This window comes from Streptomyces inhibens (assembly GCF_003389455.1).
GTDB classification, from domain to species: domain Bacteria; phylum Actinomycetota; class Actinomycetes; order Streptomycetales; family Streptomycetaceae; genus Streptomyces; species Streptomyces inhibens.
Genome location: NZ_QUAC01000074.1, coordinates 37,372 through 58,035 on the forward strand (window position 1 = coordinate 37,372; position 20,664 = coordinate 58,035).

Here is a 20,664-nt window from a genome sequence, read left to right on the forward strand (position 1 = left end):
CGCCCCCTTCGAGGACCGCCCACCAGACCACTGAACGAATTACTTGAAACTTCAAGTCACTCTCCGACGATACACAGCACCCCCACGACGGACAACAGCGCGCGGGGCGGGCCCGAGGCCTCCACCTCGAACCCGCCCCGCACAATCCCCGCCCAGCACCGCCCGGAAGCGACGGCCGGCTCAGACGTCGAACTCGGCGATCAGCCCGCGTACACGCCGCTCGATCTCGTCACGGATGGGGCGGACCGCGCCCACCCCTTGCCCGGCCGGATCGTCGAGCTTCCAGTCGAGGTACTTCTTGCCGGGGAAGACCGGGCACGTATCGCCGCAGCCCATCGTGATCACCACATCCGATGCCCGTACGGCGTCGACCGTGAGCACCTTCGGCGACTCGGCGGAGATATCGATACCGACCTCCGCCATCGCCTCGACCACGGCCGGGTTCACGGTCTCGGCCGGAGCGGATCCGGCAGAACGCACCTCGACCCGGCCGCCCGCAAGGTGGGTGAGGTAGGCGGCGGCCATCTGCGAACGGCCGGCGTTGTGGACACAGACAAACAGCACCGACGGCCTGGCGATGTCAGACATGGGCGGAACCTTCCGGGGAGGCAGCAGCTTCGACAGCTGAGGCGGTGGCCGTGACGGGGAAGAAACGCCGCGCGGCCAGGGCCACATGGACCAGCCCGATCAACACCGGGACCTCGACAAGGGGACCGACGACCCCGGCCAGCGCCTGCCCGGAGGACGCCCCGAACGTCGCGATGGCGACCGCTATGGCGAGTTCGAAGTTATTGCCCGCGGCCGTGAACGCCAGTGTCGTCGCACGGGGATACGCCAGCCCCACGGCCCTGCCGAGCGCCATGGACCCGGCCCACATGACCGCGAAGTACACCAGCAGCGGCAGCGCGATCCGCGCCACGTCCCACGGCTGCGCGGTGATCGCCTCGCCCTGGAGGGCGAAGAGCACCACGATCGTGAACAGCAGCCCATACAGCGCGAACGGCCCGATACGAGGAATCAGTCGCGCCTCGTACCACCTACGCCCCTTGACCTTCTCGCCCACCCGCCGCGTCAGAAACCCTGCCAGCAGCGGAATCCCGAGGAAGATCAGAACGGACCGGGCAATCTCCCCTACGGACACCTCAAGGCCGGCCGTCTCCAGCCCGAGCCACCCGGGCAGCACCTGGAGGTAGAACCAGCCGAGCGCGGAGAACGCGATCACCTGGAACACCGAGTTGAGGGCGACGAGGACGGCGGCGGCTTCACGGTCGCCACAGGCCAGGTCGTTCCAGATGATGACCATGGCGATACAGCGGGCCAGGCCGACGATGATCAGGCCGGTCCGGTACTCCGGCAGATCCGGCAGGAAGATCCAGGCAAGGGCGAACATGATCGCCGGGCCGACGATCCAGTTCAGGACCAGCGACGGGACCAGCAGGCGTCGGTCGCGACCGACGGTGCCGAGCCGGTCGTAACGGACCTTCGCCAGCACCGGATACATCATCACCAGCAGCCCGAGCGCAATCGGCAGCGAGACACCGGCGACCGTGACCTCGGCCAACGCGCCACCCAGACCGGGGACGAGCCGGCCGAGGCCGAGCCCGGCAACCATCGCAAGAAGAATCCACACCGCGAGAAACCGGTCGAGAAACGACAGCCGGGTCGCCACAATCCCTGCCGTCGCCGTCCCGATCTCCGCGCTCACGAAACGACCTCGACCGCATCGGCGGGCCGGGCAAGCATCCCGGCGAGCTTGTTCATCATCTCCGGCAGCAACCAGTAATACACCCAGGTCCCGCGACGTTCGCAGTCGATGAGACCGGCCTGCCGCAGGAGCTTGAGGTGATGGGAGATGGTCGGCTGCGACAGCTCGAAGGCAGCGGTGAGGTCACACACGCAGACCTCACCCCCGGCCCGCGACGCGATCATCGACAACAACCGCAGCCGCACCGGATCCCCCAGAGCCTTGAACACCTTCGCCAGCTCAACGGCCCGCTCCTCACCCAGCGGCGCACCGAGCAGCCCCGGACAGCAGGCATCAGCCCCGTCCTGCCCGACCACCACAAACTCTCGCTTCGACATGCCCCCATATTGAAGTTCTTCGATCCAAGACGCAAGCTTGCATCAAAGAACCTCAATACACCCCGCTCAGCGCCCTGGCGGAGCCTCCCCCTCCCGAAGGCCAAGCGGCTCTTGCTCCCGCCAGCCGGATGCCGTCCTCTACAGCTCGACGCTCTCGCCAGGGCGGAGCCGCCGGATGTCGGCTCCTGCTCGCTCGGCCTCCATGGCCAGGACGTCGTCCAGGACACTCAGGCCCCACTCGTTGATGAGCCCGTCATGAATGGCATAAGCACGGCGCGGCGCCATCCGACGCACGTAGCCGATCATGTCGGGCACCGTCAGCCACGGCGCCTGGCCGGGCAGCAGGAGCGTCGGCACGTCGACTTCAGTCAGTGCGTCGCCCGGGTGGAAGACCTCTCCGTCGATCAGGAACCCGACGTTGTCGACCGGCGACACATCCGGGTGACTGACGTGATGCTTGTCGCCCGCCGCCGACACCTCGAAGCCCGCGACGGAGAAGCTGTCACCGTCGCGGACCACGTTCACGCGCTCGCCCAACCCGCTCAGGTGCCGTCTGACGCATGCTGCGGACTATGCGGCGGCGTGGCGGGTGCTTCCGAAATGGCAAGAGGGAAAATACTTCGCTAGCGGCGATACCGACCCATACCTAGAGGTTTCCATTTCCCGAGACCCGGATGGCGAGGAAACCCTGAATGATTCGGAGCAGGAACCGTACGGTATGACCACGATTAGCCTATCGACTGAACGCACAGTCGACCAGCTGCAGAAAGCAGCAAGGAAATAGCGGCCCCACAACCACTCTTCCCCTCCGCGGGCGCATGCAGGCCGCCGTCGTCATGCCGTGAGCACCGCCTTAGGAGTTCGATTGGACGCCTTCAGCGCGGCTTCCGGGCGCTCGCACTGAGGCTGAGTAGGCCTGCTGCTGACCGCTGTCGTCCACCGTCGTTGATGTCAGCGATGGATGTCAGAGCCCTATGAGCGGCTGAGGCGCATACTGCTCCGGAGGCCTTGGGGATCACATATGTTTCTGCGGTCACATGGCATAGCCAGCCCTTGGGTGACTACCTGTCCACAGAGTCCACACATGACGTAGCAGCTTGTCGCACCTACACGAGCCCTACCCGCCGTTCGGCTACCGGTCCTGCAGACGCAATCCATTCACCCAAATGAACCAACATAACGGTGCATCCGTCGAACAATACCCAACAATGAGCTGGTAAGGATGAAGTTCTGAGGAGGTGTAGTCGATGCTGGGCGACCCCGATCTCAAAATGAACCATCCGGGTTCGAAGACAGCAGGAGACGACAGTTCTGACACCTGGCGCAACAGCAAGGAGTTTAAGGAGTGGTGGGGCTCTAAGGGGGTGGCTGTCAAGTGGCTTCTAGCCTACGCCGGGGCAGCCTTTTGGTTGGCAGTTGTTCTTGTGCCTCTCGCAATTCAGACAAGGCAGAACACCTGGGGAAGGTCCATTTTGCGGGCCGCTCAGGTCGGACTCACCCTCGGAGCTGTGATAATTACGATAATTGTCGCATTCGGGCACACTGCCGCCAGGCGTGCATTCTATGAAAGAACAAAAGGAGAAAAGTCGAAAGCGACAGAGGGTGCGGTCGAGCGCTTGCGAGATCATGCCCGAATCAAGCTTTCTGACCTATTCGTAATCAATCGCCGCCAGCTCGATGAGTATCACACCATCAGCGTTCATGAGCAACGCATGGCCTTTCGCAATGCCCAGATAGCGGCAACGATTGGATTTTGTGTGCTGATCATAGGGATAGCCCTTTCCTTTAGGCACCAAGATCCGTCCGCTCGTTACACGACGGCCGGCCTGGCGGGGCTTGGTTCCCTGTTGAGCGGCTTCATATCGGGTGTCTTCTTTAAGTCCTACGCTGACACAACAAAGGAACTTCGACATTACTATGGAGAGCCATTCCGGACAGGTCAAATACTCATGGCCGAGAGATTGGCTGATATAGGTAAAGACGAGGCAAGCCCTGAGGAGGTGAAGAGGCTCAGAGAGATGATTGTGAATAAGTTGGTGGATCAATTTCCGATAGCTCTATCACCTTTCGATCAAAAGGAATTTGGGCAGGCTGGCAAGGTGGAATCTCCATCTCCCGATGGTGGCGGAGCTGACTCTATGAAGTAGCGACGCATGTGGCTAGGTGAAGTCTCAATGGGCTTGTCAGCGTGAGAGATCGGAGCCTGGGCAGGTCAGCGCGCACATGGCACCTGTGGCTGACTGTTCGTGTTGTTGACTCATGCAGGGCAGAGAGCCAAGGTCGGCGGAGCGGCTTTGGGCGGGAACTGCCGTGGGGCGAGAGATCGGGGGCCCGTAAGCTTCCCGCGACTCGGGCAGTACCTTGACCTGCCCGCAACGTCCCGATGTGGGCCCTCGATCTTCGAGGCTTGCCCCGTGGTGGCTGCTTAAAGCCGTGGAGCCGACCGCCCCAGTCACCTGCTGGCCGTTTCCTCCTCAGCCAAGATGGCTCGCTTTAGCCGCGCGACCGGCGTAGCCGGGGACGGAGCGGGGCGGAGACAGGAGCGAGCCGCCTTGAGTAAGTGAAGACAGGTTTCGACAGCAGCCCACGGGTCACAGCACGGTGACCTCCTCGTTGCGAACTACCGGCAGGAGGGTTGAAGTCGTGTGCTGAGCTGCTCGGTGGGTCACTAGAGGGTTACGGCAGTGGCTATTGGTTGCTGCGGTTGCGGTACTTCGCTGCTGTACCGCAGCCGGCACCGACCAGAGTCGCCAGGGCTACAGCGTTTGCATAGGCGTTGGCCACCTGGGCGACCGGGCTCCAGGTGATCACCAAGATCAGAATTACTGCGACGACCCAAGGCCGGGAGCCAAGGTTTGACACACCGCCCAAGGCACAGGGAACACTCATGATTGAGCCTCCATAGGTTCGTGCCCACCATGCCGCGCCTCGCCTGGAAGCCGGTGCCGCATGGTGGGCTTCTTGCTGTTCAGGCAATGGTGGCCCATGCACAATTTGCCTTGGATGGCATTCGGATAGGGTTGGGGCCTCTCCATGCAACGCCTTTGCGTGACAGTTTTCGAGAGTTGCGGCAACAGGTTAACCGGCCATGGCATCAGGGCCTCGACCTGCACTCATGTCCCTCTGTGCAGGCGGGAAGAACACCTTTATCAACCCACCTGCCTGCTACGACGCTCCTTGCAGCTAATAGCAGGAATTCATAGAAACTTGCGTCTGCATGCAACAAAGGATGGCTGAAAATGGTTTGCCATCGCCTTGACGTCATTTTCTTCTACTGACGTCCCGCATATCGTGAAACGAGCTGGCCCCGTGTTCAGGTGAAGGACTCACTGCGCGAACAGCCTCGTTTGCCACGACGAAGGGTGACCTAGCGGAGCGCCCATGACGAGCTGAGCCACAACGCGGCAGCAGATAGCTCCCCCTCAGCCGCGTACCAGGGCCCGTTCCGCGCACGCGCTCGCATCCGTAACGGTGGCGGTACGGCGGCTTACCCATGCCGTCCTGCATGCCCGGAGCGCTCGGTCCCGCCGTCCACACTCCTCCCGTAGCCGACTCTTGTCGACGGAACCAATACTGATGGGCTGGTCGGCAGCGCGTCCGTCACGTAAACCGCTCACCGTTTCCGCCGACCCGCGAGCCTGCATTTCAGCCGTGGAGCCGACCGTCCCCACCCCGGCCTGGCCTTTCGCCCCTTGTGGGCGCGGGCGGCGACGGCGCGCGGCCCGGTGACGAAGGCAAGGAGGGCGACGCGACGGCGACGGCCGGCGCCGCCGCGCTTGCGCGGCACCTCTGATCTGTGATCTGACTGCTTGCAGTTCCAGGAGGCCGGGAACGTCAACGCCCCTGCGTCAACGTGTGGTGTGCTCTCAAGCTGCTGCCTTCCGCCGGGCCGGCAGAGCGAGCCTTGAACTCGTAGAGAAAGTTGTTACTCAAGCTCCAGATGGGATGTGCCAGAGCGGGGCTTGGTACTGCTCTGGGCGGCTGCTGAGCAGTAGTGCTCTGAGGTCCTGGCGCTGTTGGCCGCTGAGGCCGAAGGCTTCGGTGAGGCGACGGAACGTTGTGTGGGTGATTCCGCGGGACCGGGCGTGGGTCTCGAACTCGTCGAGCTGGTGGAGTATGGCTTCCGGATCGAGCTTCTGGACAGGCCGGCTGCCGAGCCAACTGGCCTTGTTGCGTTCGTAGTCGATCTCGGAGAAGCCGCAGATCTCGCGGCTGTGCTGCTCAACCTGGTGCAGGTTCTCCGTTGCGAGGATGGCTCGGGCGAGCTGGTTGCGGTTGAGGGCTTCGTCGAGGTCGGCCTCGTACACGAGTGGGCCTTCGTCGGTGAGTGGGACCGGTAGGCCGGCGTCCCGTACTTCGCACAGACCGCGGGCGCCTCGTGCCGTGGCCGCCAGCATCGCTGTTGCCTCGGAAGGGTGCCACTCCAGTACTGAGCTGACGGGCGTGACGTGCTCGGCGGTTAGCCTCAGGGCAACAGGTCCCATGCGGTCGTGTAGGGCGTCGGCGGGGATTTCGCCGTCGAGGCCGGGGCCCGCGACCAGGAGCCGTACGGGGAAGTTGAGTTCGCAGCATGCTGCGAGGGTGAGGGCGTCGGCGAGTGGGCTGCGGAGAGTGGGCTCGTCGCCCTGGGCGAGGATGTCGCCGCCCACGTCCAGGAGGTCGACGGAGTCCGGCTCCAAGTAATGGACGATTTCTTCGAGTTGGCGAACCATACCCTCGGCGCCGTGGTGCGGATCGATGAGCGCGAAGGTCTGCGGGAGCTCTGCGGCCAGCCTGGGAAGCGTCGAGCCCGCGGGAGCAATCGGTGTTGCGTCGGCGGGAACCGTCTGGACGCTTCGGGTGAGGGGGCGGAGGCCGGTGAAGTTGGCTGGCCCTCTTGGGCCCGGAACTGGGTCGATCAGGAGACAGTCCCACGCGTAGGTGAGGACCACCGCCGGGGTCTCGCCGCCGTAGAGGGCGGCGTCCAGCATCGCCGCGGCGACAGCGTCGCCGCCTCCTCCTGCTGCCACGATCAAGCGCGTCACGTGCGTCAGCGTACGGGCTGCCGCACTAGCCACTCACTCTAGAGGTAGTAGCCACTTAGGGAAGGGGGACGGATGCCGAAGATCGAGGAGACCCAGCCCAAGTACCTTCAGATCGCGCACCACATTCGCGATCAGATCCTGCGGGGCGACTTGCGGCCTGGTGACGAGGTCCCGTCGGAACGTCAACTGGCGGCGGATTGGGGCGTATCGCGACCGACGGCCGCGCACTCGCTGGAGGCCCTGCGGCATCAGGGGCTGGTCGAGAAGCGGCAGGGGTCGGGCACTTACGTGCGGGGCCTGGCGGTCAACCGCCGTGCTCGTGAGCTGTACGGGCGAGCCAAGCAGACCGGAAAGATCTACACGCCGGGCGAGTACGCGGTGATCACATCGGCGGGCTGGTTGGACGCGCCAGACCATGTGGCGGAGTCGCTGAACCTGGCGGCCGGCGCCCGTGCGGTGCACCGTCGGCGGGTCACCAAGAACGACTCCGGTCCCATCACGCTCGCCACCTCCTGGTTCGGCCCCGACGTGGGCGAGCGCGCGCCGAAGCTCCGGGATCCCGACCGGATCCAGGAGGGAACGCTGATGTACGTCGAGAACATGACCGGACGTCAGGGAAGCTATGCCGAGGACCGGATGTGCGCTCGCATCGCGACTGAGGATGAGGCTGCCGACCTGGAACTGGAGCCAGGGTCAGCAGTACTGATCGTCCATCACGTCGTCTATGACCTGCAGGATCGCCCTCTGGAGTTCGCCGAAGCGACGCATCCGCCCAGCCGTTGGGCGTTCGAGCAGGGGTACCCGATCGGGTAGAAAGCCTTGATTCTCTGACCGAAGCGCTTGCGGCTCCAAGTGGCTAATGCCGCTATCCAGTGAGTGGCTAAGGCCATTTACTGGGAAGGGAGCACGGGCGTGAGTCAGACGCGTGCGAAGTTACGACACGTCGCCACGGCCGCGTGTTGTGGATGCCGAGGCCGAAGTTGGAAGCGGGTCGGCTCCCGCTCGGCCTTGGCGGCCTCCGCGGCTGATGCTCGCGCCCGCGCTACGTCCAAGCGGCGCTGTCTGGACTGTGACGGCACCGGTAGGGAGTAGGGCGGGATGAGCGACGTCGCTGGAGGCCCCGAAGGGTCGGGGGCTGAGCCCGTGTACATCGGAGCCATGACTTTGTACCCGGTGCCTGAGTCTGTGCCACGGGCTCGGCGCTGGTTCAGGAAGTTCGCAGATCCGCATGAGCTCGTCTGCTCGGTGGATGATTGCGTATTGATGATCTCCGAGCTGGTCACCAACGCTGTTCTCTATGGGGAGGCAGAGGAATCCTGGCGGGTGCGCGTCGAATGGTGGCGTGTAGGCGAAGCGCTGCGGGTGGACGTGCACAACCCCGGCTTTCCCGCGCAAGTTCGCATGCGGCAGGGTGCCGCTGATGAAGCGCACGGACGGGGCCTGCGTCTTGTCGATGCGCTGGCGGACTCGTGGAGTGCCGACCCCAGTTACTTCGGTGGAACAGTGGTGTCGTTCTGGGTCGATGAGGCTTGGGAGCCTTGATGGGCATGGGCTCTGTGTTGCTCACGGGGGCGTGGGTATGCCTTGTCTACTCCTTTGGGTAGTCTGGTTGACAGGTTGACTTGGCTGATGCGAGTAGGCGGCGGGCTATGGCGTACGAAGTGGCTGCACCGAAGTACGTGCGGCTTGCGCAGACGCTCCAGGGTCGTATCGAAGACGGTGCGTACCCGCCCGGGACTCTCGTGCCGAGCGAAAATCAGTTGGTCCAAGCCTTCGGCATGTCTCGCCCGACCGTCGTTCGCGCGCTCGAACTCCTCAAACGGGACGGCTGGCTGGAGTCCCGGCAGGGCTACGGCACGATCGTTCGCGGTCGCCCTGAAGCGGTCGAGCAGAAGGATCAGCGGGGGCGTGACGCGCTGGAGCGGGACGAGTCGGCTTCATCCCGTCGCCTCGTCCAGGTCGAGCAGGTGCGCATCCCTCCGCGGGTGGCCTCGATTCTCGGTGTGCCCAAGCGAGCCAAGGTGCTCGTCCGGCGGCTGCTGGTCGAGGATGAGGGTGAGCCGGTGGAGCTGGCTTCCTCGTACTTCCCGGCCGGCCTGGTCGACGGTACGGACCTTGCCGACGCGGCTCCGTTGACCGAGGGGCTGCGGGCACATGTCGAGTCTCGTAAGCGCGTGCGCTTCGACCATGTCGCCGAGCGCGTCTCGGCTCGTCTGCCAAGCAAGGAAGAGGCTGAACTGCTGGCACTTCCGAAGGGCGAGCCGGTACTGAGCGTGCTGGTCGTCGCCTGCGACGTCTCGGGGCAGGCCCTCCAGGTCACGGATGTGCTGCTGCCTGGCGACGGGCAGGAGCTCGAAGACACGTACCGGCTGGGCTAGCCGGCCCTCTTGGCCCTAACGTCTTCGGCTGTCAGGGCCTTACCACCGACTGCCCATTCACCGCTGGGTGTCTCGGTGATCACGACATGCGTCACCGGTCGCAGTGCCTCACCTTCGATGGCGATCAACGCCTCGGAGACATCTTCGACCATCTTCTGCTTCTCTTCGGGGGTGAATACTCCTGCGATCACCTTGATGTCGATGAATGGCATCGGATGCCTCCCACGTGATGGTGAGATCGAGCCGTCATGCCGCATTGGATAGCAGGGCCGAATGCGGGGTGGGCTTCGCGTCCCCTTCGGGGAGAAGGGTGCCAGCGAGCCGCGCTTATTCTCGTGGCCTGCCCGAACAGTGCTCGTAGGCGGCGCCCGGTCCTCGTCCGGCTGGCCCGGTTCACCGTCGAGCGGCGACGCTGATTGTCAACCGCTGCTGTCAGCCTTCCGGTGCCGCGGCATGTTTCTACCAGTGTCGCAGATCGACTCCGGTGACGTGCGGCAGCGCGGTTCCGCAGTAGCCTTGTCGGCCGGCCTTGGCGGCCGTTGGCCAGCCTCGGACGACCCTGAGACGGCCCACATCCGCAACCGGTTGTAGACGCCTCTCCAGTTGCCGAACTTCTCCGGCAGATGCACCCACTGCGTTCCCACCGACGCCCGCCACCCCGCCCGGGTCACTTGACAAGTCAACCTGACTTCCCTGTGAACTTGCTAAGTCAACCTGTCGGGTCCGCTGGCGGGTCCTCAAAGAAGGGGAAATCTGTGCGTGTAATCCGCGTCGAGGCCTCGTCCGCCACGATCCTGATGACCGAGGCCCCGGAGCCCAAGGTCAAGGACCGTCAGACGGGCGAGATCGCGAAGGATGCCGTCAGTGGCGAAGCGCTGATGAAGATCGGCGTCGTCTACATCGATGAGGGAGAGTCGTCGCTGATCGCGGTGACCGTCCCCGAGAGCGGGGTTACCGACAGCCTGGTCGTCGGTGCACCTGTCTCCCTGCCGGGCCTCATCGCGCGGCCCTGGGAGAGCGTCTTCAACGGCCAGGCCCGTCACGGCATCGCCTACCGGGCCGCTGCGATCGCGCCCGGCGCGTACTCGGCTGGGCAGGAGAGCTGATCTCCGTGCCCGACGTCATGACGCTGATGGAGCTGGGCGGGCCGCTCGCTGTAATAGGTGGAGCGGCCTACGCCCGGAAGGCACACCCGGCGGCCTGCTGGTCAACCGTGGGGCTTCCGCTGTCGGTTGTCCGATTGATGGCCTCGTACGGCTCCACCATGGACACCTGCGGGCTGACCGTCGAGCCGTCCCGGCTGCGGGCCCTGGCCGTGCGAGCGACCACTCGTCGGGAGGCTCGTCCGGTGCCCCCGAGGCGGAGCATGCCGTGCCTGTCGTGAGCCTCAAACCGGGCGTCGTGGAACTGCGGTTGGTCGGCTTCGACGTGCTGCGCAAGGTGAAGATGCCTCGCCGGACCGCCAGGCGCCAGCCGAGATTCGCGAGGCGTACGCGAAGGCCCACTAAGGCCTACTGCAGGAGGCAGGCGGCGGCCGGTTCCCGCCGGACGGCTGCGGCCCAAGCGGCGAGCAGCTGCTCGTACTCGGCCTGCTCCTCCGGCCAGAGTGGCCGCCCCCTACGCGCGGCCATGAAGTCGCGTATGGCGCTGTTCGTCTCAGCCGCAGTGGGGCAAGGAGATAAGGTCGAAGGCACTGGACGATGCTACGGCGCGGCACTGACAATGCGATCCCATCAGTAAGGTGTCCGCATGATTCGCGCTGTGGTGTTCGATGTCGGTGAGTGCCTGGTCGACGAGACGCGGGAGTACGGAACCTGGGCTGACTGGCTCGGCGTCCCCAGGCATACCTTCGCGGCGATGTTCGGCGCGGTGATCGCGCAGGGGCGGGACTACCGCGAAGTGTTCCAGGAGTTCCAGCCCGGCTTCGACCTGTACGAGCAGCGCGAGGCGCGCGCCGCTGCGGGCCAGCCGGAGCACTTCGACGAGTCGGACCTGTACCCGGACGTCCGGCCCGCCCTCGCCACGCTGCGCGACGCCGGCCAGTGGCTCGGCATCGCCGGGAACCAGACCGTCCGCGCGGGCGGCATCCTGCGGTCGCTGTTCACCGACGACGTGGACCTGATCGGCACCTCGGACGACTGGGGCGCCAGCAAGCCAGACCCGCTCTTCTTCGAACGTGTTGCCGACGTCGTCCCCTTCGAGAACGACCAGATTCTGTACGTCGGGGACCGCGTCGACAACGACCTGCGCCCGGCAGTGTCCGCGGGCATGCACACGGCTCTCGTCCACCGGGGCCCGTGGGCCACGATCCAGTGGAACACGGTGGAGGCGCGCGAACTGCCTACATTCCGCATCGAGTCGCTGGCGGAGCTGCCAGAGGCGATCACGAAGTTCAACGAGCGAGAGCGCTGACCGTCGTTGCCCATCCGTACAGCCGCTCGTCGAGGTCTCGCACGCACTGCTCGTGCTGGTGCGGGGCGAGTGCTCGGCGTACTTCCCGGATCCGGTCCATACCCGTCGCGTACCAGGTGATCTCCAGCTGGTCGAGGGCGAGGCAGGCGTACCGGCATGCCTCCTCCGGCTGACCGGCAGCGGTCTCAACTGCAGCGAGATCCCCATAGATGACGGTGCGCTGTTTGTCTTCTGTAGCCGGCATCTCGTCCAGGACGCCGAGCAGCGTCGTGCGCGCCTGCGGCAGGTGGCCGGCCTTGAGCTGAGTGTTGCCCTTGAACGCGGCCAGACGAACGGGGCTGAACCAGTCCATCCACGTCGGCGTGGGGTGTTCGGCCCCAGCCGCGACGGTGTCCTCGGCGTGCCTGATGAGGTGCAGCGCGGTGCGCGTGTTCCCGCACCTGGTCTCACACTCGGCCTCGACGGCGTCGAGCCACGCCCAGAACTCGGCTGAGGCGGAGCCGCGGCGGGCGTAAGTACGGGCAGCCACCATGCGCTCCACCGCGGCGTCACGGTCGCCCGCCCAACCGGGGATGAAGGCCGTGTGGGCAAGGATCGCGGCCCCGATCAGGGAGTCGTCCGCCTCGCCTGCGGCCTGCAGAGCGCGAAGCAGGGTGCCGGCGGCGCCTTCAGGTTCTCGCAGGTCGAAGAACTCGATTCGCCCCGCGAGCAGCCACGTTTCTGCCAGGGCCGCCGCGACGGTGCGGCGTGTCTGGCCGGCGGTCTCGGTGAGCAGCGCGCAGCCGAGGTCGGCGTGGGCGAGTACGGCCGGGTGAAGGGTGGCGGGGGCCACGGACCAATACAGGTGTCGGTGGGAGCGGGTGACGGATTCGTAGTCGGTCGCAACCGATGCGGGCTGCATGGGCGCGGTGGACTGCGAGGGGACGGCGGACAGGTGGCCGCTCGTAGTCCTGTGGGCGACGGCGCCGTGGCGTCGCTGTGCGGTCGGGTGGTCGCGGCCGGGTGGAGGGGTGAAGCCGAGGGCTTCCATGTCCTGGCCGGTGAGGTCCGTAAGTCGCTGCTGGAGATCTGGGTGGGGCCATGGCGGGTTGTTGGATTCCCATCGACGGACTTGGCGTACGTCTACACCGACCGCCTCGGCGAAGGCCTTTTGGGACTGCTAACCAGCTGCCATACGAGCCGACTTGAGCCGGGTGTTTCCTGCAGGCCGCTGCACGCTACACCTCCATTGTGGGGTTCTGGCACAGTGTCACCCAGAGTCCTCACCCTGGCCAGTCGTCCCCCATACGGCGGCATGAAAGTCCTCTTTGCTACGGATGAAAGACCTCTAGAAGTCCTCGTCATGGGCGGGCAACAGGACGATTCTCGACGCACGTTGACCGGAGCGACGGCGCGACAGGAGATGCTCTATGCCCACTGTCCGAGGTCCCTCTCAGATCCTTGACTGCGTGCCACATGCGGCCGGCATCAACTGGGATGCGGTCCGAGTAGAGCACTCGGTTGGCCACCCCGCGGCGAGGATCCTTGGGCCGCGGTGCGGCGCTGTGGTCAATGACCCGCGCGAGCGGGCGCTGTACTGGTTCGTGCCGGCTGGTGCTGTGAACGGATGGAGCCACGCCGGTACCCGGGCGCTTTCGCGCGGGGATGTCGTGGTGATTCCGGCGCCCCGACGCATCTGTGGCCCCGGCCCGCATTGGCAGGTGTGCCCGGGAGTCAGTGACTGGATTACGGCGCCTGAGGCGCTGGTGGCAGCGTTGGAAGACTCCCGCGCGCGGATGGTGATGCAGTCATGACGACCAATCACACCGAGCGGCAGGCTGGCGGTACGGTCACTGCGGCAGATGAGCCGGACGCGATCGATGTTGCCTCCATCGAGGAGACCATCGCGCGGGCACAGGTGCTGCGCGGTCAGGCGCCCGACACCAGCGAACTCGGCGACCTGGAAGAGCTGTTGCGCGGACATATCGCGCTCCTCCTCCCCGAGGCCCGCCAATCGGCGCGGGGCCTCTGGCACGGCAGCATCGAGGCGCACCGGCTCACAGCGCGACTCGACGGCATCGAGCGGCAGACCCGGCTAGGTCTCGGGTCTGGCGCACTGTCGGCTCACGTCCAGATTCATCAGCTCGCCCGTGACTGCCAGTGGCTGCTGGCTCAGCACGCGGCGGAGGCCCGCCGATGACGGAGCATGCGCCGCTGGCGTTCGTCTACGACCGGTGCGCCAGCCGCGCACACATCGATGTGGACATGCGGCTGACGGGCTGCCACTCCTACGCTGATGGCATGGGCTGGGTCCTGGCCGGCGGCGGCCCGTGGCTTGACCGCGGCCCTGACGCGCTCACCCACCACCGGCCGCAACTGGCCGCGATGCTCGACCGGATGCGGGCCGAGGCCGCGCGCCGCGAAGTGCTGTGCCTGATCCATAGCTGGGGCCGGCTCGCGACCGACCACACGCACCGGCTCGTGCTCCAGCAGCGCATCATCGAGGCCGGCGGCTGGACGAGCACGACGTTCGGCGAGTCCGACCGCGACAGTGCCCGTGCCGTGCTGGTGGGGAGGCAGTCGTGACGCCCGCCAGCGGCGAATTGCCACGTACTGGACGTGCCTCGCCGCGCTCGTATGCGTCCTCGCTGTCGGCATCCTCGGGGGCGGTCAGCCCCGGCATGTGGTCTGCCCTGAACCTGTGCGGCCCGAGGCGATGACGTGTGTGATCCCGCCCGCACAGCGCGCACACCACGGTTACGCGGCGACCACGCGCCACGCCTGCACCGGGAGCGACTCGTGACCGAATCGACGCGCTGCGCCTGCGGCTCGAACCTCGACCTGCGAGACGTCCAGATCGACTCCGCGACCGGGCCGTGCATCACGGTCACGTGCTGCGGCGCCTGTGCCCCCGGTCCGGTCGGGCCCCCGATCCCGGACGGAGTCGCACGCGTTCTCGCGCGGCGCGCTGGCGTCCGTTCCCCTGGCGAGCCGCGACGGCTCCGCCCCTGAGACCCCGAGGCGCTGACGCCCCCCGTGAGAGGCGCCGCGGGAAAGCCGGCCGCCGCTCCCCTGACAGCGGCGGCCGGCACATGCACGACACCCCACGAAACACCCGCCGCGCATCCCGCGCGGCACGCCCACAAGGAACAGCGCATGGTCCTCATGGACAACGAAGGCCGCCCGTTTCCCGGCCCACAGGACGGAGACGCCTACCTCAACCGTGACGGCACGGTCGACCTTCACGAGACCGCCCTCGGCCGCATCGACCAGGTCTGCGAAGCCCTGGCGAAGGAAGCCAACGAGCAGTAGCGCCTCGGCCCGGCCGCTCGACTCACCCAAGGAGTATCCATGTCCTTACTGGCCCCGCGATCGCCCCGGCGTCCGGTTCCGCAGTTCGCATGGCTGGAGATCAGCAGCTTTTGCAACCTGGAATGTCGCCAGTGCTACGCCGATTCGTCCCCCCGGGGCGACCACGGCACCATGACCGAAGGCGATTGGGTCCGCGTCATGGATGAGCTGACCGCCCTCGGCGTCCGGGATGTTCAGTTCATCGGCGGCGAGCCCACCTTGCACCCGAGCCTTCCGCGGCTGATCCGTCACGCTCGGACGCGACAGATGCGGGTCGAGGTGTTCAGCAACCTCACGCACATCACCGACGACGTATGGGAAGCGCTCCGACTCCCGCACGTGCGGTTGGCGTTCAGCTACTACTCGGACGACGCCCAAGACCACGACGACGTGACCCAGAAACGCGGCTCCCACGCCCGCACCCGGGCCAACGTCGAGAAGGCCAAGTCTCTGGGCATCCCCATGCGCGGCAGCGTGATCAAGGTGTTGCAAGGCCAGCGTGCGGACGAATCACGACGAGAGTTGCTGGATATCGGTCTGCGGGATGTGCGAACGGACACGATCAGGCCGTTCGGCCGGGGGGTCAACGGCGCCGCGCCGGACATCAAGAAGCTGTGCGGCCGGTGCAGGCGGGACAAGATAGCCATCTCGCCCAACGGTGACGTGTGGCCCTGTGTATTCGCACGCTGGATGACCGTGGGCAATGTCCACGAACAGAGCCTTCAGGACATCTACCACGGGGTGCCCATGCAGGGAGCCCGCGCGGAACTGGCCGCCGCCCACCCGGACAAGGCCCCGGCCGCCAACAGCAGTCCGAGCTGCCTGCCCGACTGCAACCCCTCGTTCGACACCTGCTCGCCGCAACTGGCGTGCGCACCGGATGCGGCTTGCAACCCGACCGAGGGGGGAGACGAACGCCTGCGGGAGCCGATCATGTCGCCGCATCGGTCGGTGCGCTACGGAAACCCCAGGATCGCCGGCACCGACTGTTGACCGTCCGGGCCCGGACGGGCGAACTCGTCATGGATCTGGCGAGAGACAGGAGGTCCACGAGTAGCGTGGCAGCGCTCACTGCCCCCGCGCCTACGGAGAAGACCATGAGCGCCGCCCCTGATCTCTACCTGTCCCGCCGCGACGCATACGCCGATTTCCTCAGCGCGACCGACGAGGAATCATCGGTCTGCTGGCGAAAGGCCGACGGCCAGTACGCCGATCCCGGGGCGGCCACGGCGGCGCAGGACGCGGCCTATGCCGTGACTCGCGATGCCTACAACAGGATCCTCGTAGAGCCAGTGGGGCCACACAAAGAGGCGCTGGCACTCGTCGAGCAGATCCGGCTACTGGGACGTGCGAGCAAAGACGATCAGGACTGGGTGTCGTTGAAGAAGGCGCGGGAGGTCTTCGTGGACGCCGCTCGGGTGTGCCTCAAGGAGACGCTGGAAGGCTGAGCACGGCCGGCCCCGAGCGCCGCGCTCGGTCCGCTTCACCTATCGCCCCGCCCCCGATATGGGAGGCGGGGCGAGATGCGTTGCGGCCCTCGGCCATGTCCTGACTGGCAAAGACTTGGCCACATGATCCATTGGGGATGTGGACTCTTAGCGGACTTTGATCAATGAAAGCGGCCCCCGACGATCACTCGTCGGGGGCCTCTGACCTCACGTTTTACCTAGGTGGGCACAGACGGATTTGAACCGCCGACATCTGCTTTGTAAGAGCAGCGCTCTACCGCTGAGCTATGCGCCCTGGCCGAGCCGACAGACTACCTTGCCATCGGGGCTGATCTGCAAACCAGTGCTCGAAGTGCGAACTTACCGGCCGGTGTGTTCGTTTCCGGTGAGTGGGAGAATGACATTCGGCCCTGGGGCGATCCGATCGGGAGAGGGAAGTGACGGCGACATACACGCAGCCGCATGAGCAGCGAGAACGCCGTCGCGCCCGTAGGGGCCCGGTCCGGGATGTGGTGGGGCTCATGTTGTTGCCGTTGCCGCTGTTGGTGGCGATGGCACCGATGTCGTTCGCGGGTGGCGGGACGCGTCGCTGGTTCGGGCGCGGGGAGAGTCAGCGGGCCGATGCGCAGGCCGCGAAGGATGCCGCGGCGGCGGCGTTCTACGAGCTGGACACCGCGCAGCGGGACCTGCGGATCTCCATAGAGACGATCACCGCCGTCGACAATTCGCCGCAGGCGCGCAAGGCCGCGGCGGATTACGAGGGCTTCGGGCGGCGGATCGACGAGGTGAGCCAGGGATACATCACCGCCGTCGACTCCCACGATCTGGACCGTGACGATCTCGACGGCGCAGCGGTGGCGCGGGCGCGGGCCGATCTGACGCGGGCCAAGGAGGAGCTGGACCGGGTCAAGGGTGAGCTCGACCGGTTCGCGCAGGGGCTGGGGCCGCTGCTGCAGTCGGCCGACACGCAGCTGGCGCAACTGGCGCCGGCCGTGGAGCGGGCGCGGCAGGCGCTGCTGGCGGCGAGCAACGCACTGGATACGGTCCGTGCGCAGGGGCTTCGAGCCGATGATCTTGCGACCCGGCTGGCCGCGCTCGGACCGGAGCTGACCAAGCTCAATCAGGGCGCCGGGCAGCATGGCGTACAGGAGACGATCCGGCGCGCCGACGAGGTGCTGCGCAGGGCCGAGGGCGTACGGACCGAGGCCGAGCGGCTGCCGGCGAAGGCGGCGGAGATCGACAAGCGGCTGGTGTCGTTGCGGACCCGGGCGCAGGCGATCACGACGCGCGCCGGGAAGGTCGATCCGGTCCTCAGCGAGCTGCGGCGGCGCTACAGCGCGGCGTGCTGGCAGGACCTCCAGCAGGTACCGGAGCAGGCCGCGCAGGCCGTCCAGCAGGCCGAGGTCAAGTTGCGGGAGGCGCAGCAGGCCCGTGACGAGCAGCGGTGGGCGGATGCCACGAGCCGGCTGGCGACCGTACGGGCGCTGCTGGACACCACCGACGAGGCGGTGTCGGCGGCCGGTGACCGGCTGCAGCGGCTCGATGCGGTGTCGTTCGACCGGGAGAAGGAGGTCGAGCGGACGCGCTTCGCCGTCCGGGACGCGCAGCGGCTGGCGATGGCCGGGCGCAGCACGCCCGATCCGCGGCATGCCCGCCCCCTGGATGATGCGGTGGCGCGGCTGGACCGTGCGGTCGCGGGCCTGGAGGGGCGGCATCCGGACTGGTGGCACTTCCTGACGGAGACCGAGGCGGTACGGGAGACGGTGGCCCGGGTGGTGCAGGAGATCCGGGAGGCTCGGGGCGGCGGGGCGGGTAACGGGGGCTGAGGGGCGACGAAGGCTGAGCGGCGGGAAGCTCGGGGCGGGCAGGCGAGCGCCGGCGGTCGGCTGAGGTTCGGGGCCTTGGTGGCGCGCGTGTGGGGGCTGGAGGCCGGACCAGGCGGTGGCTGGACGCCGGACCGGATCACGGTCGGCCCCGGACGCGCCCCCTCCGTGGCCTGCCGACCGGCCGCGACGGGCTGACCGGGCGCGATGCCGTGAAGTATCGGGCGCGACGGCATGAAGCACCGGGCGCAATGGCGTGAAGTGCCGCGTGGGCGGATCCTGGAGAGAAGTACGGCCAGGCGGCATATCTGCGCGAAGGAGGCCGGACATGGCTACTGGGGCTACTGGCCAGATCCTGCACGGGCCCTCGAACCCGCTCCACCGGGTGAAGGTGCACCACACGCGGCTCGATGAGCATCTGCCTGTGGACCACCGGCTCAGCAAGGTCTACCGCATCGGCGCCGGGCTGATGGGCCTGGTGCTGGTCGCATTCGGCATCCTCGGACTGACCCACCACATCGGCTACTTCGACACCGGCGGCGACACCGTTGCCGGACTGAACACCAACGGCGCCCTGAGCGTGCTCTCGATCGTCGTCGGCGCGATTCTCGTCGGCGGCATGGTGATCGGCGGGAACTTCGCCTCGACCCTCAACATCGTGTTCGGCGGCTTGTTCCTGCTGAGCGGATTCGTGAATCTGGCGCTGTTGGACACCGGCGCGAACTTCCTCGCCTTCAAGATCCAGAACGTCCTGTTCAGCTTCGTGGTCGGGCTGATGCTCCTGGTGTTCGGCATGTACGGAAGGGTCAGCGGCGGCCTTCCGCACGACAACCCGTACTGGCGCGCCCGACACCCGGAGGAAGCTGAGCAATACGACCGCGGGCAGTTGCATCCCGTGTCCGGCATGACGGCCCGCCGGCAGATATCACGCACCAGACTGCAGGGTCAGAGCCACGGTGGGCTCGGTTCGTTCGGCCCCGGCACCAGCGGGGACAGGACCCGTGGCCGTATCGGCAGCGGAACGGGATCCAGGAGCGGAACCGGAACCGGTAGCGGAAGGACGGGCAGCGGAAGAGCCCGTGGCAAGGAGTCGTGAGCCGGGGCGGGTGGATGTCAGGGCGTACCGAGGTGGGATTGGGGTGCTCGGTACGCCCTGACGACTGACCCGGTACACACCGACGACGATGATCCAGCACGCCCTGACGACTGGAGTGCGGGCGGGCGGACGGGGACACGGAGGGGGAGCAGGGAGAACAGCACCATGAGCCGGTCGGGGACCCACACCCCCCACCCGGGACACGGGGTGCACAGCGTGACGGTCGAAGAGCTTGCCAAGCGGATCTTCAACGGCACCTACGGTGAGGGCGACAGCCTGGTCATGCCGGAGCTGATGAAGGAGCTGGACGTCAGCCAGACCGTCCTGCGTGAGGTGGTCAGGGTGCTGACCACCAAGGGCCTCCTCGACACCAGCCAGCAGCGCGGCACGTTCGTCCGTCCGCGCGAGGAGTGGAATCTCCTCGACAGCGACGTGCTGCACTGGAAGCTGGCGGCCGGCGTCTCGTCCGATTTCTTCGCCGACGTCCTCGAACTGCGCCGATCCATCGAGCCCGCCGCGGCCGCACTCGCCGCGGAGCGCCGTACCGATCACGACCTGGCGGAGCTGGACGCCGCACTGCGCACGATGGCCGCGAGCGACAACGATCCGGCACGTCTCGTACGCGCCGACGCGTCCTTCCACACGGCGATGCTGATCGCGTCGAACAATCGCTTCTACGCGCAGATGCACCGGGTGATCGTTCCCGTACTCGTCCAACGGGACCAAGAGGTGCTGTCCACCGGCGGCGAGTTCGTGGACCCGCATGCGGTGCACGCCGCGGTCGTCGAAGCCGTACGGAACCGGGATGTCGACGGCGCGTATATGTCGATGCTCGAACTGCTGGATGTGTCGGCTCGGGCGCATCCGTAGGGCGGGGGCATGGGGCGGGTGGCAAGTACTGGGCGGGGTTGTAGAGGAGGGGCGTAGGGCGCAGCCGCGTAGAGGTGTGTGTGTGGGGGGGGGGGAAGGTCGTAGCGGCGTGCGGGCGATGGCGTCGGCGTTCGCGATCAGATCGGCATTCGTTACGGCTTCGGCGGGCAGAACACCGCGCACGAGCCCGCCACGCACAAG

Annotated in this window: 20 protein-coding genes, 1 tRNA gene and 2 pseudogenes; 15 read left to right on the forward strand and 8 right to left on the reverse strand. The window is 66.6% G+C overall.

The features are described 5' to 3' along the window. Positions 1–180 precede the first annotated feature (180 nt). The 4 genes from DY245_RS10360 to DY245_RS10375 form a co-directional block, all read right to left on the reverse strand. The gene (locus DY245_RS10360) at positions 181–588 is read right to left on the reverse strand and encodes an arsenate reductase ArsC (protein ID WP_128505860.1); all 408 of its coding nucleotides are present in this window, start codon (positions 586–588) and stop codon (positions 181–183) included. After that, a complete protein-coding gene (arsB, locus tag DY245_RS10365) occupies positions 581–1,705 on the reverse strand; it encodes an ACR3 family arsenite efflux transporter (RefSeq protein ID WP_128505862.1) in 1,125 nt (374 codons plus the stop codon). The genes DY245_RS10360 and arsB overlap by 8 nt, the downstream gene beginning before the upstream one ends. Next, on the reverse strand, positions 1,702–2,082 hold the full coding sequence (locus DY245_RS10370; protein ID WP_128505864.1) for an ArsR/SmtB family transcription factor: 381 nt from the start codon (positions 2,080–2,082) through the stop codon (positions 1,702–1,704). Before DY245_RS10370 ends, arsB begins: the two co-directional genes overlap by 4 nt. A gap of 138 nt (positions 2,083–2,220) precedes the next feature. Further along, a complete protein-coding gene (locus DY245_RS10375; RefSeq protein ID WP_220377878.1) occupies positions 2,221–2,619 on the reverse strand; it encodes an MBL fold metallo-hydrolase in 399 nt (132 codons plus the stop codon). Between the two features lie 710 nt (positions 2,620–3,329). Between DY245_RS10375 and DY245_RS10380 the strand changes: the two genes are divergently transcribed. Next, a complete protein-coding gene (locus DY245_RS10380) occupies positions 3,330–4,229 on the forward strand; it encodes a TRADD-N-associated membrane domain-containing protein (protein ID WP_128505866.1) in 900 nt (299 codons plus the stop codon). Positions 4,230–6,011: 1,782 nt separating this feature from the next. Here the strand turns inward: DY245_RS10380 and DY245_RS10385 are convergent. Next, the gene (locus tag DY245_RS10385) at positions 6,012–7,052 is read right to left on the reverse strand and encodes a DUF1152 domain-containing protein (RefSeq protein ID WP_244942969.1); all 1,041 of its coding nucleotides are present in this window, start codon (positions 7,050–7,052) and stop codon (positions 6,012–6,014) included. Positions 7,053–7,178: 126 nt separating this feature from the next. Here DY245_RS10385 and DY245_RS10390 point away from each other — a divergent pair, with 126 nt between their 5' ends. The 3 genes from DY245_RS10390 to DY245_RS10400 all read left to right on the forward strand — a co-directional run bounded on the left by DY245_RS10390 (position 7,179) and on the right by DY245_RS10400 (position 9,484). Further along, entirely contained in the window at positions 7,179–7,919 is a 741-nt protein-coding gene (locus DY245_RS10390) for a GntR family transcriptional regulator (protein WP_128505868.1), read from the forward strand. Between the two features lie 285 nt (positions 7,920–8,204). Then, on the forward strand, positions 8,205–8,648 hold the full coding sequence (locus DY245_RS10395) for an ATP-binding protein (RefSeq protein WP_128505870.1): 444 nt from the start codon (positions 8,205–8,207) through the stop codon (positions 8,646–8,648). 107 nt (positions 8,649–8,755) lie between these two features. Then, positions 8,756–9,484, forward strand: coding sequence for a GntR family transcriptional regulator (locus DY245_RS10400; RefSeq protein WP_128505872.1), 729 nt, complete (start codon positions 8,756–8,758; stop codon positions 9,482–9,484). Here the strand turns inward: DY245_RS10400 and DY245_RS10405 are convergent. After that, on the reverse strand, positions 9,481–9,696 hold the full coding sequence (locus DY245_RS10405) for a tautomerase family protein (protein ID WP_128505874.1): 216 nt from the start codon (positions 9,694–9,696) through the stop codon (positions 9,481–9,483). The two genes, DY245_RS10400 and DY245_RS10405, sit on opposite strands and share 4 nt — an antisense overlap. A gap of 543 nt (positions 9,697–10,239) precedes the next feature. Between DY245_RS10405 and DY245_RS10415 the strand changes: the two genes are divergently transcribed. The 3 genes and pseudogenes from DY245_RS10415 (at position 10,240) to DY245_RS10425 (ending at position 11,896) form a co-directional block, all read left to right on the forward strand. Beyond that, positions 10,240–10,590 (forward strand): SCO3933 family regulatory protein, encoded by a 351-nt coding sequence (locus DY245_RS10415; RefSeq protein ID WP_128505879.1) that lies wholly within the window; start codon positions 10,240–10,242, stop codon positions 10,588–10,590. A gap of 17 nt (positions 10,591–10,607) precedes the next feature. Continuing rightward, positions 10,608–10,942, forward strand: a pseudogene (locus DY245_RS46115) (FtsK/SpoIIIE domain-containing protein); the annotation flags it as partial. 291 nt (positions 10,943–11,233) lie between these two features. Continuing rightward, entirely contained in the window at positions 11,234–11,896 is a 663-nt protein-coding gene (locus DY245_RS10425; protein WP_128505881.1) for an HAD family hydrolase, read from the forward strand. Here the strand turns inward: DY245_RS10425 and DY245_RS10430 are convergent. Beyond that, positions 11,877–13,070, reverse strand: a pseudogene (locus tag DY245_RS10430) (NsdA family TPR-like regulatory protein). The gene DY245_RS10425 and the pseudogene DY245_RS10430 overlap by 20 nt on opposite strands. A gap of 615 nt (positions 13,071–13,685) precedes the next feature. Here DY245_RS10430 and DY245_RS10440 point away from each other — a divergent pair. From DY245_RS10440 to DY245_RS10455, 5 genes are all read left to right on the forward strand, one after another. Beyond that, the gene (locus DY245_RS10440; protein ID WP_128505886.1) at positions 13,686–14,075 is read left to right on the forward strand and encodes a DUF6415 family natural product biosynthesis protein; all 390 of its coding nucleotides are present in this window, start codon (positions 13,686–13,688) and stop codon (positions 14,073–14,075) included. Then, positions 14,072–14,461 carry a hypothetical protein gene (locus tag DY245_RS10445; protein WP_128505888.1) on the forward strand — a complete coding sequence of 130 codons (390 nt, stop codon included), beginning with the start codon at positions 14,072–14,074 and terminating at the stop codon, positions 14,459–14,461. The genes DY245_RS10440 and DY245_RS10445 overlap by 4 nt, the downstream gene beginning before the upstream one ends. A 570-nt stretch (positions 14,462–15,031) precedes the next feature. After that, on the forward strand, positions 15,032–15,187 hold the full coding sequence (locus DY245_RS44255) for a hypothetical protein (RefSeq protein WP_181923605.1): 156 nt from the start codon (positions 15,032–15,034) through the stop codon (positions 15,185–15,187). Positions 15,188–15,226: 39 nt separating this feature from the next. Then, on the forward strand, positions 15,227–16,219 hold the full coding sequence (locus tag DY245_RS10450) for a radical SAM/SPASM domain-containing protein (RefSeq protein ID WP_128505890.1): 993 nt from the start codon (positions 15,227–15,229) through the stop codon (positions 16,217–16,219). Between the two features lie 104 nt (positions 16,220–16,323). After that, complete coding sequence (locus tag DY245_RS10455) at positions 16,324–16,674, forward strand: hypothetical protein (RefSeq protein WP_128505892.1); 351 nt, start codon at positions 16,324–16,326, stop codon at positions 16,672–16,674. Between the two features lie 223 nt (positions 16,675–16,897). Here the strand turns inward: DY245_RS10455 and DY245_RS10460 are convergent. Continuing rightward, positions 16,898–16,969: transfer RNA gene (locus tag DY245_RS10460), tRNA-Val, on the reverse strand. A 142-nt stretch (positions 16,970–17,111) separates the two neighbouring features. On the opposite strand from DY245_RS10460, the gene DY245_RS10465 reads away from it, so the two are divergent. The 3 genes from DY245_RS10465 to DY245_RS10475 all read left to right on the forward strand — a co-directional run bounded on the left by DY245_RS10465 (position 17,112) and on the right by DY245_RS10475 (position 20,463). Then, positions 17,112–18,500, forward strand: a complete 1,389-nt coding sequence (locus tag DY245_RS10465) for a hypothetical protein (protein WP_128505894.1) — start codon at positions 17,112–17,114, stop codon at positions 18,498–18,500. 325 nt (positions 18,501–18,825) lie between these two features. Next, positions 18,826–19,593 (forward strand): DUF4383 domain-containing protein, encoded by a 768-nt coding sequence (locus tag DY245_RS10470; protein WP_128505896.1) that lies wholly within the window; start codon positions 18,826–18,828, stop codon positions 19,591–19,593. A gap of 165 nt (positions 19,594–19,758) precedes the next feature. Further along, on the forward strand, positions 19,759–20,463 hold the full coding sequence (locus DY245_RS10475; protein WP_128505898.1) for a FadR/GntR family transcriptional regulator: 705 nt from the start codon (positions 19,759–19,761) through the stop codon (positions 20,461–20,463). Positions 20,464–20,664 lie beyond the last annotated feature (201 nt).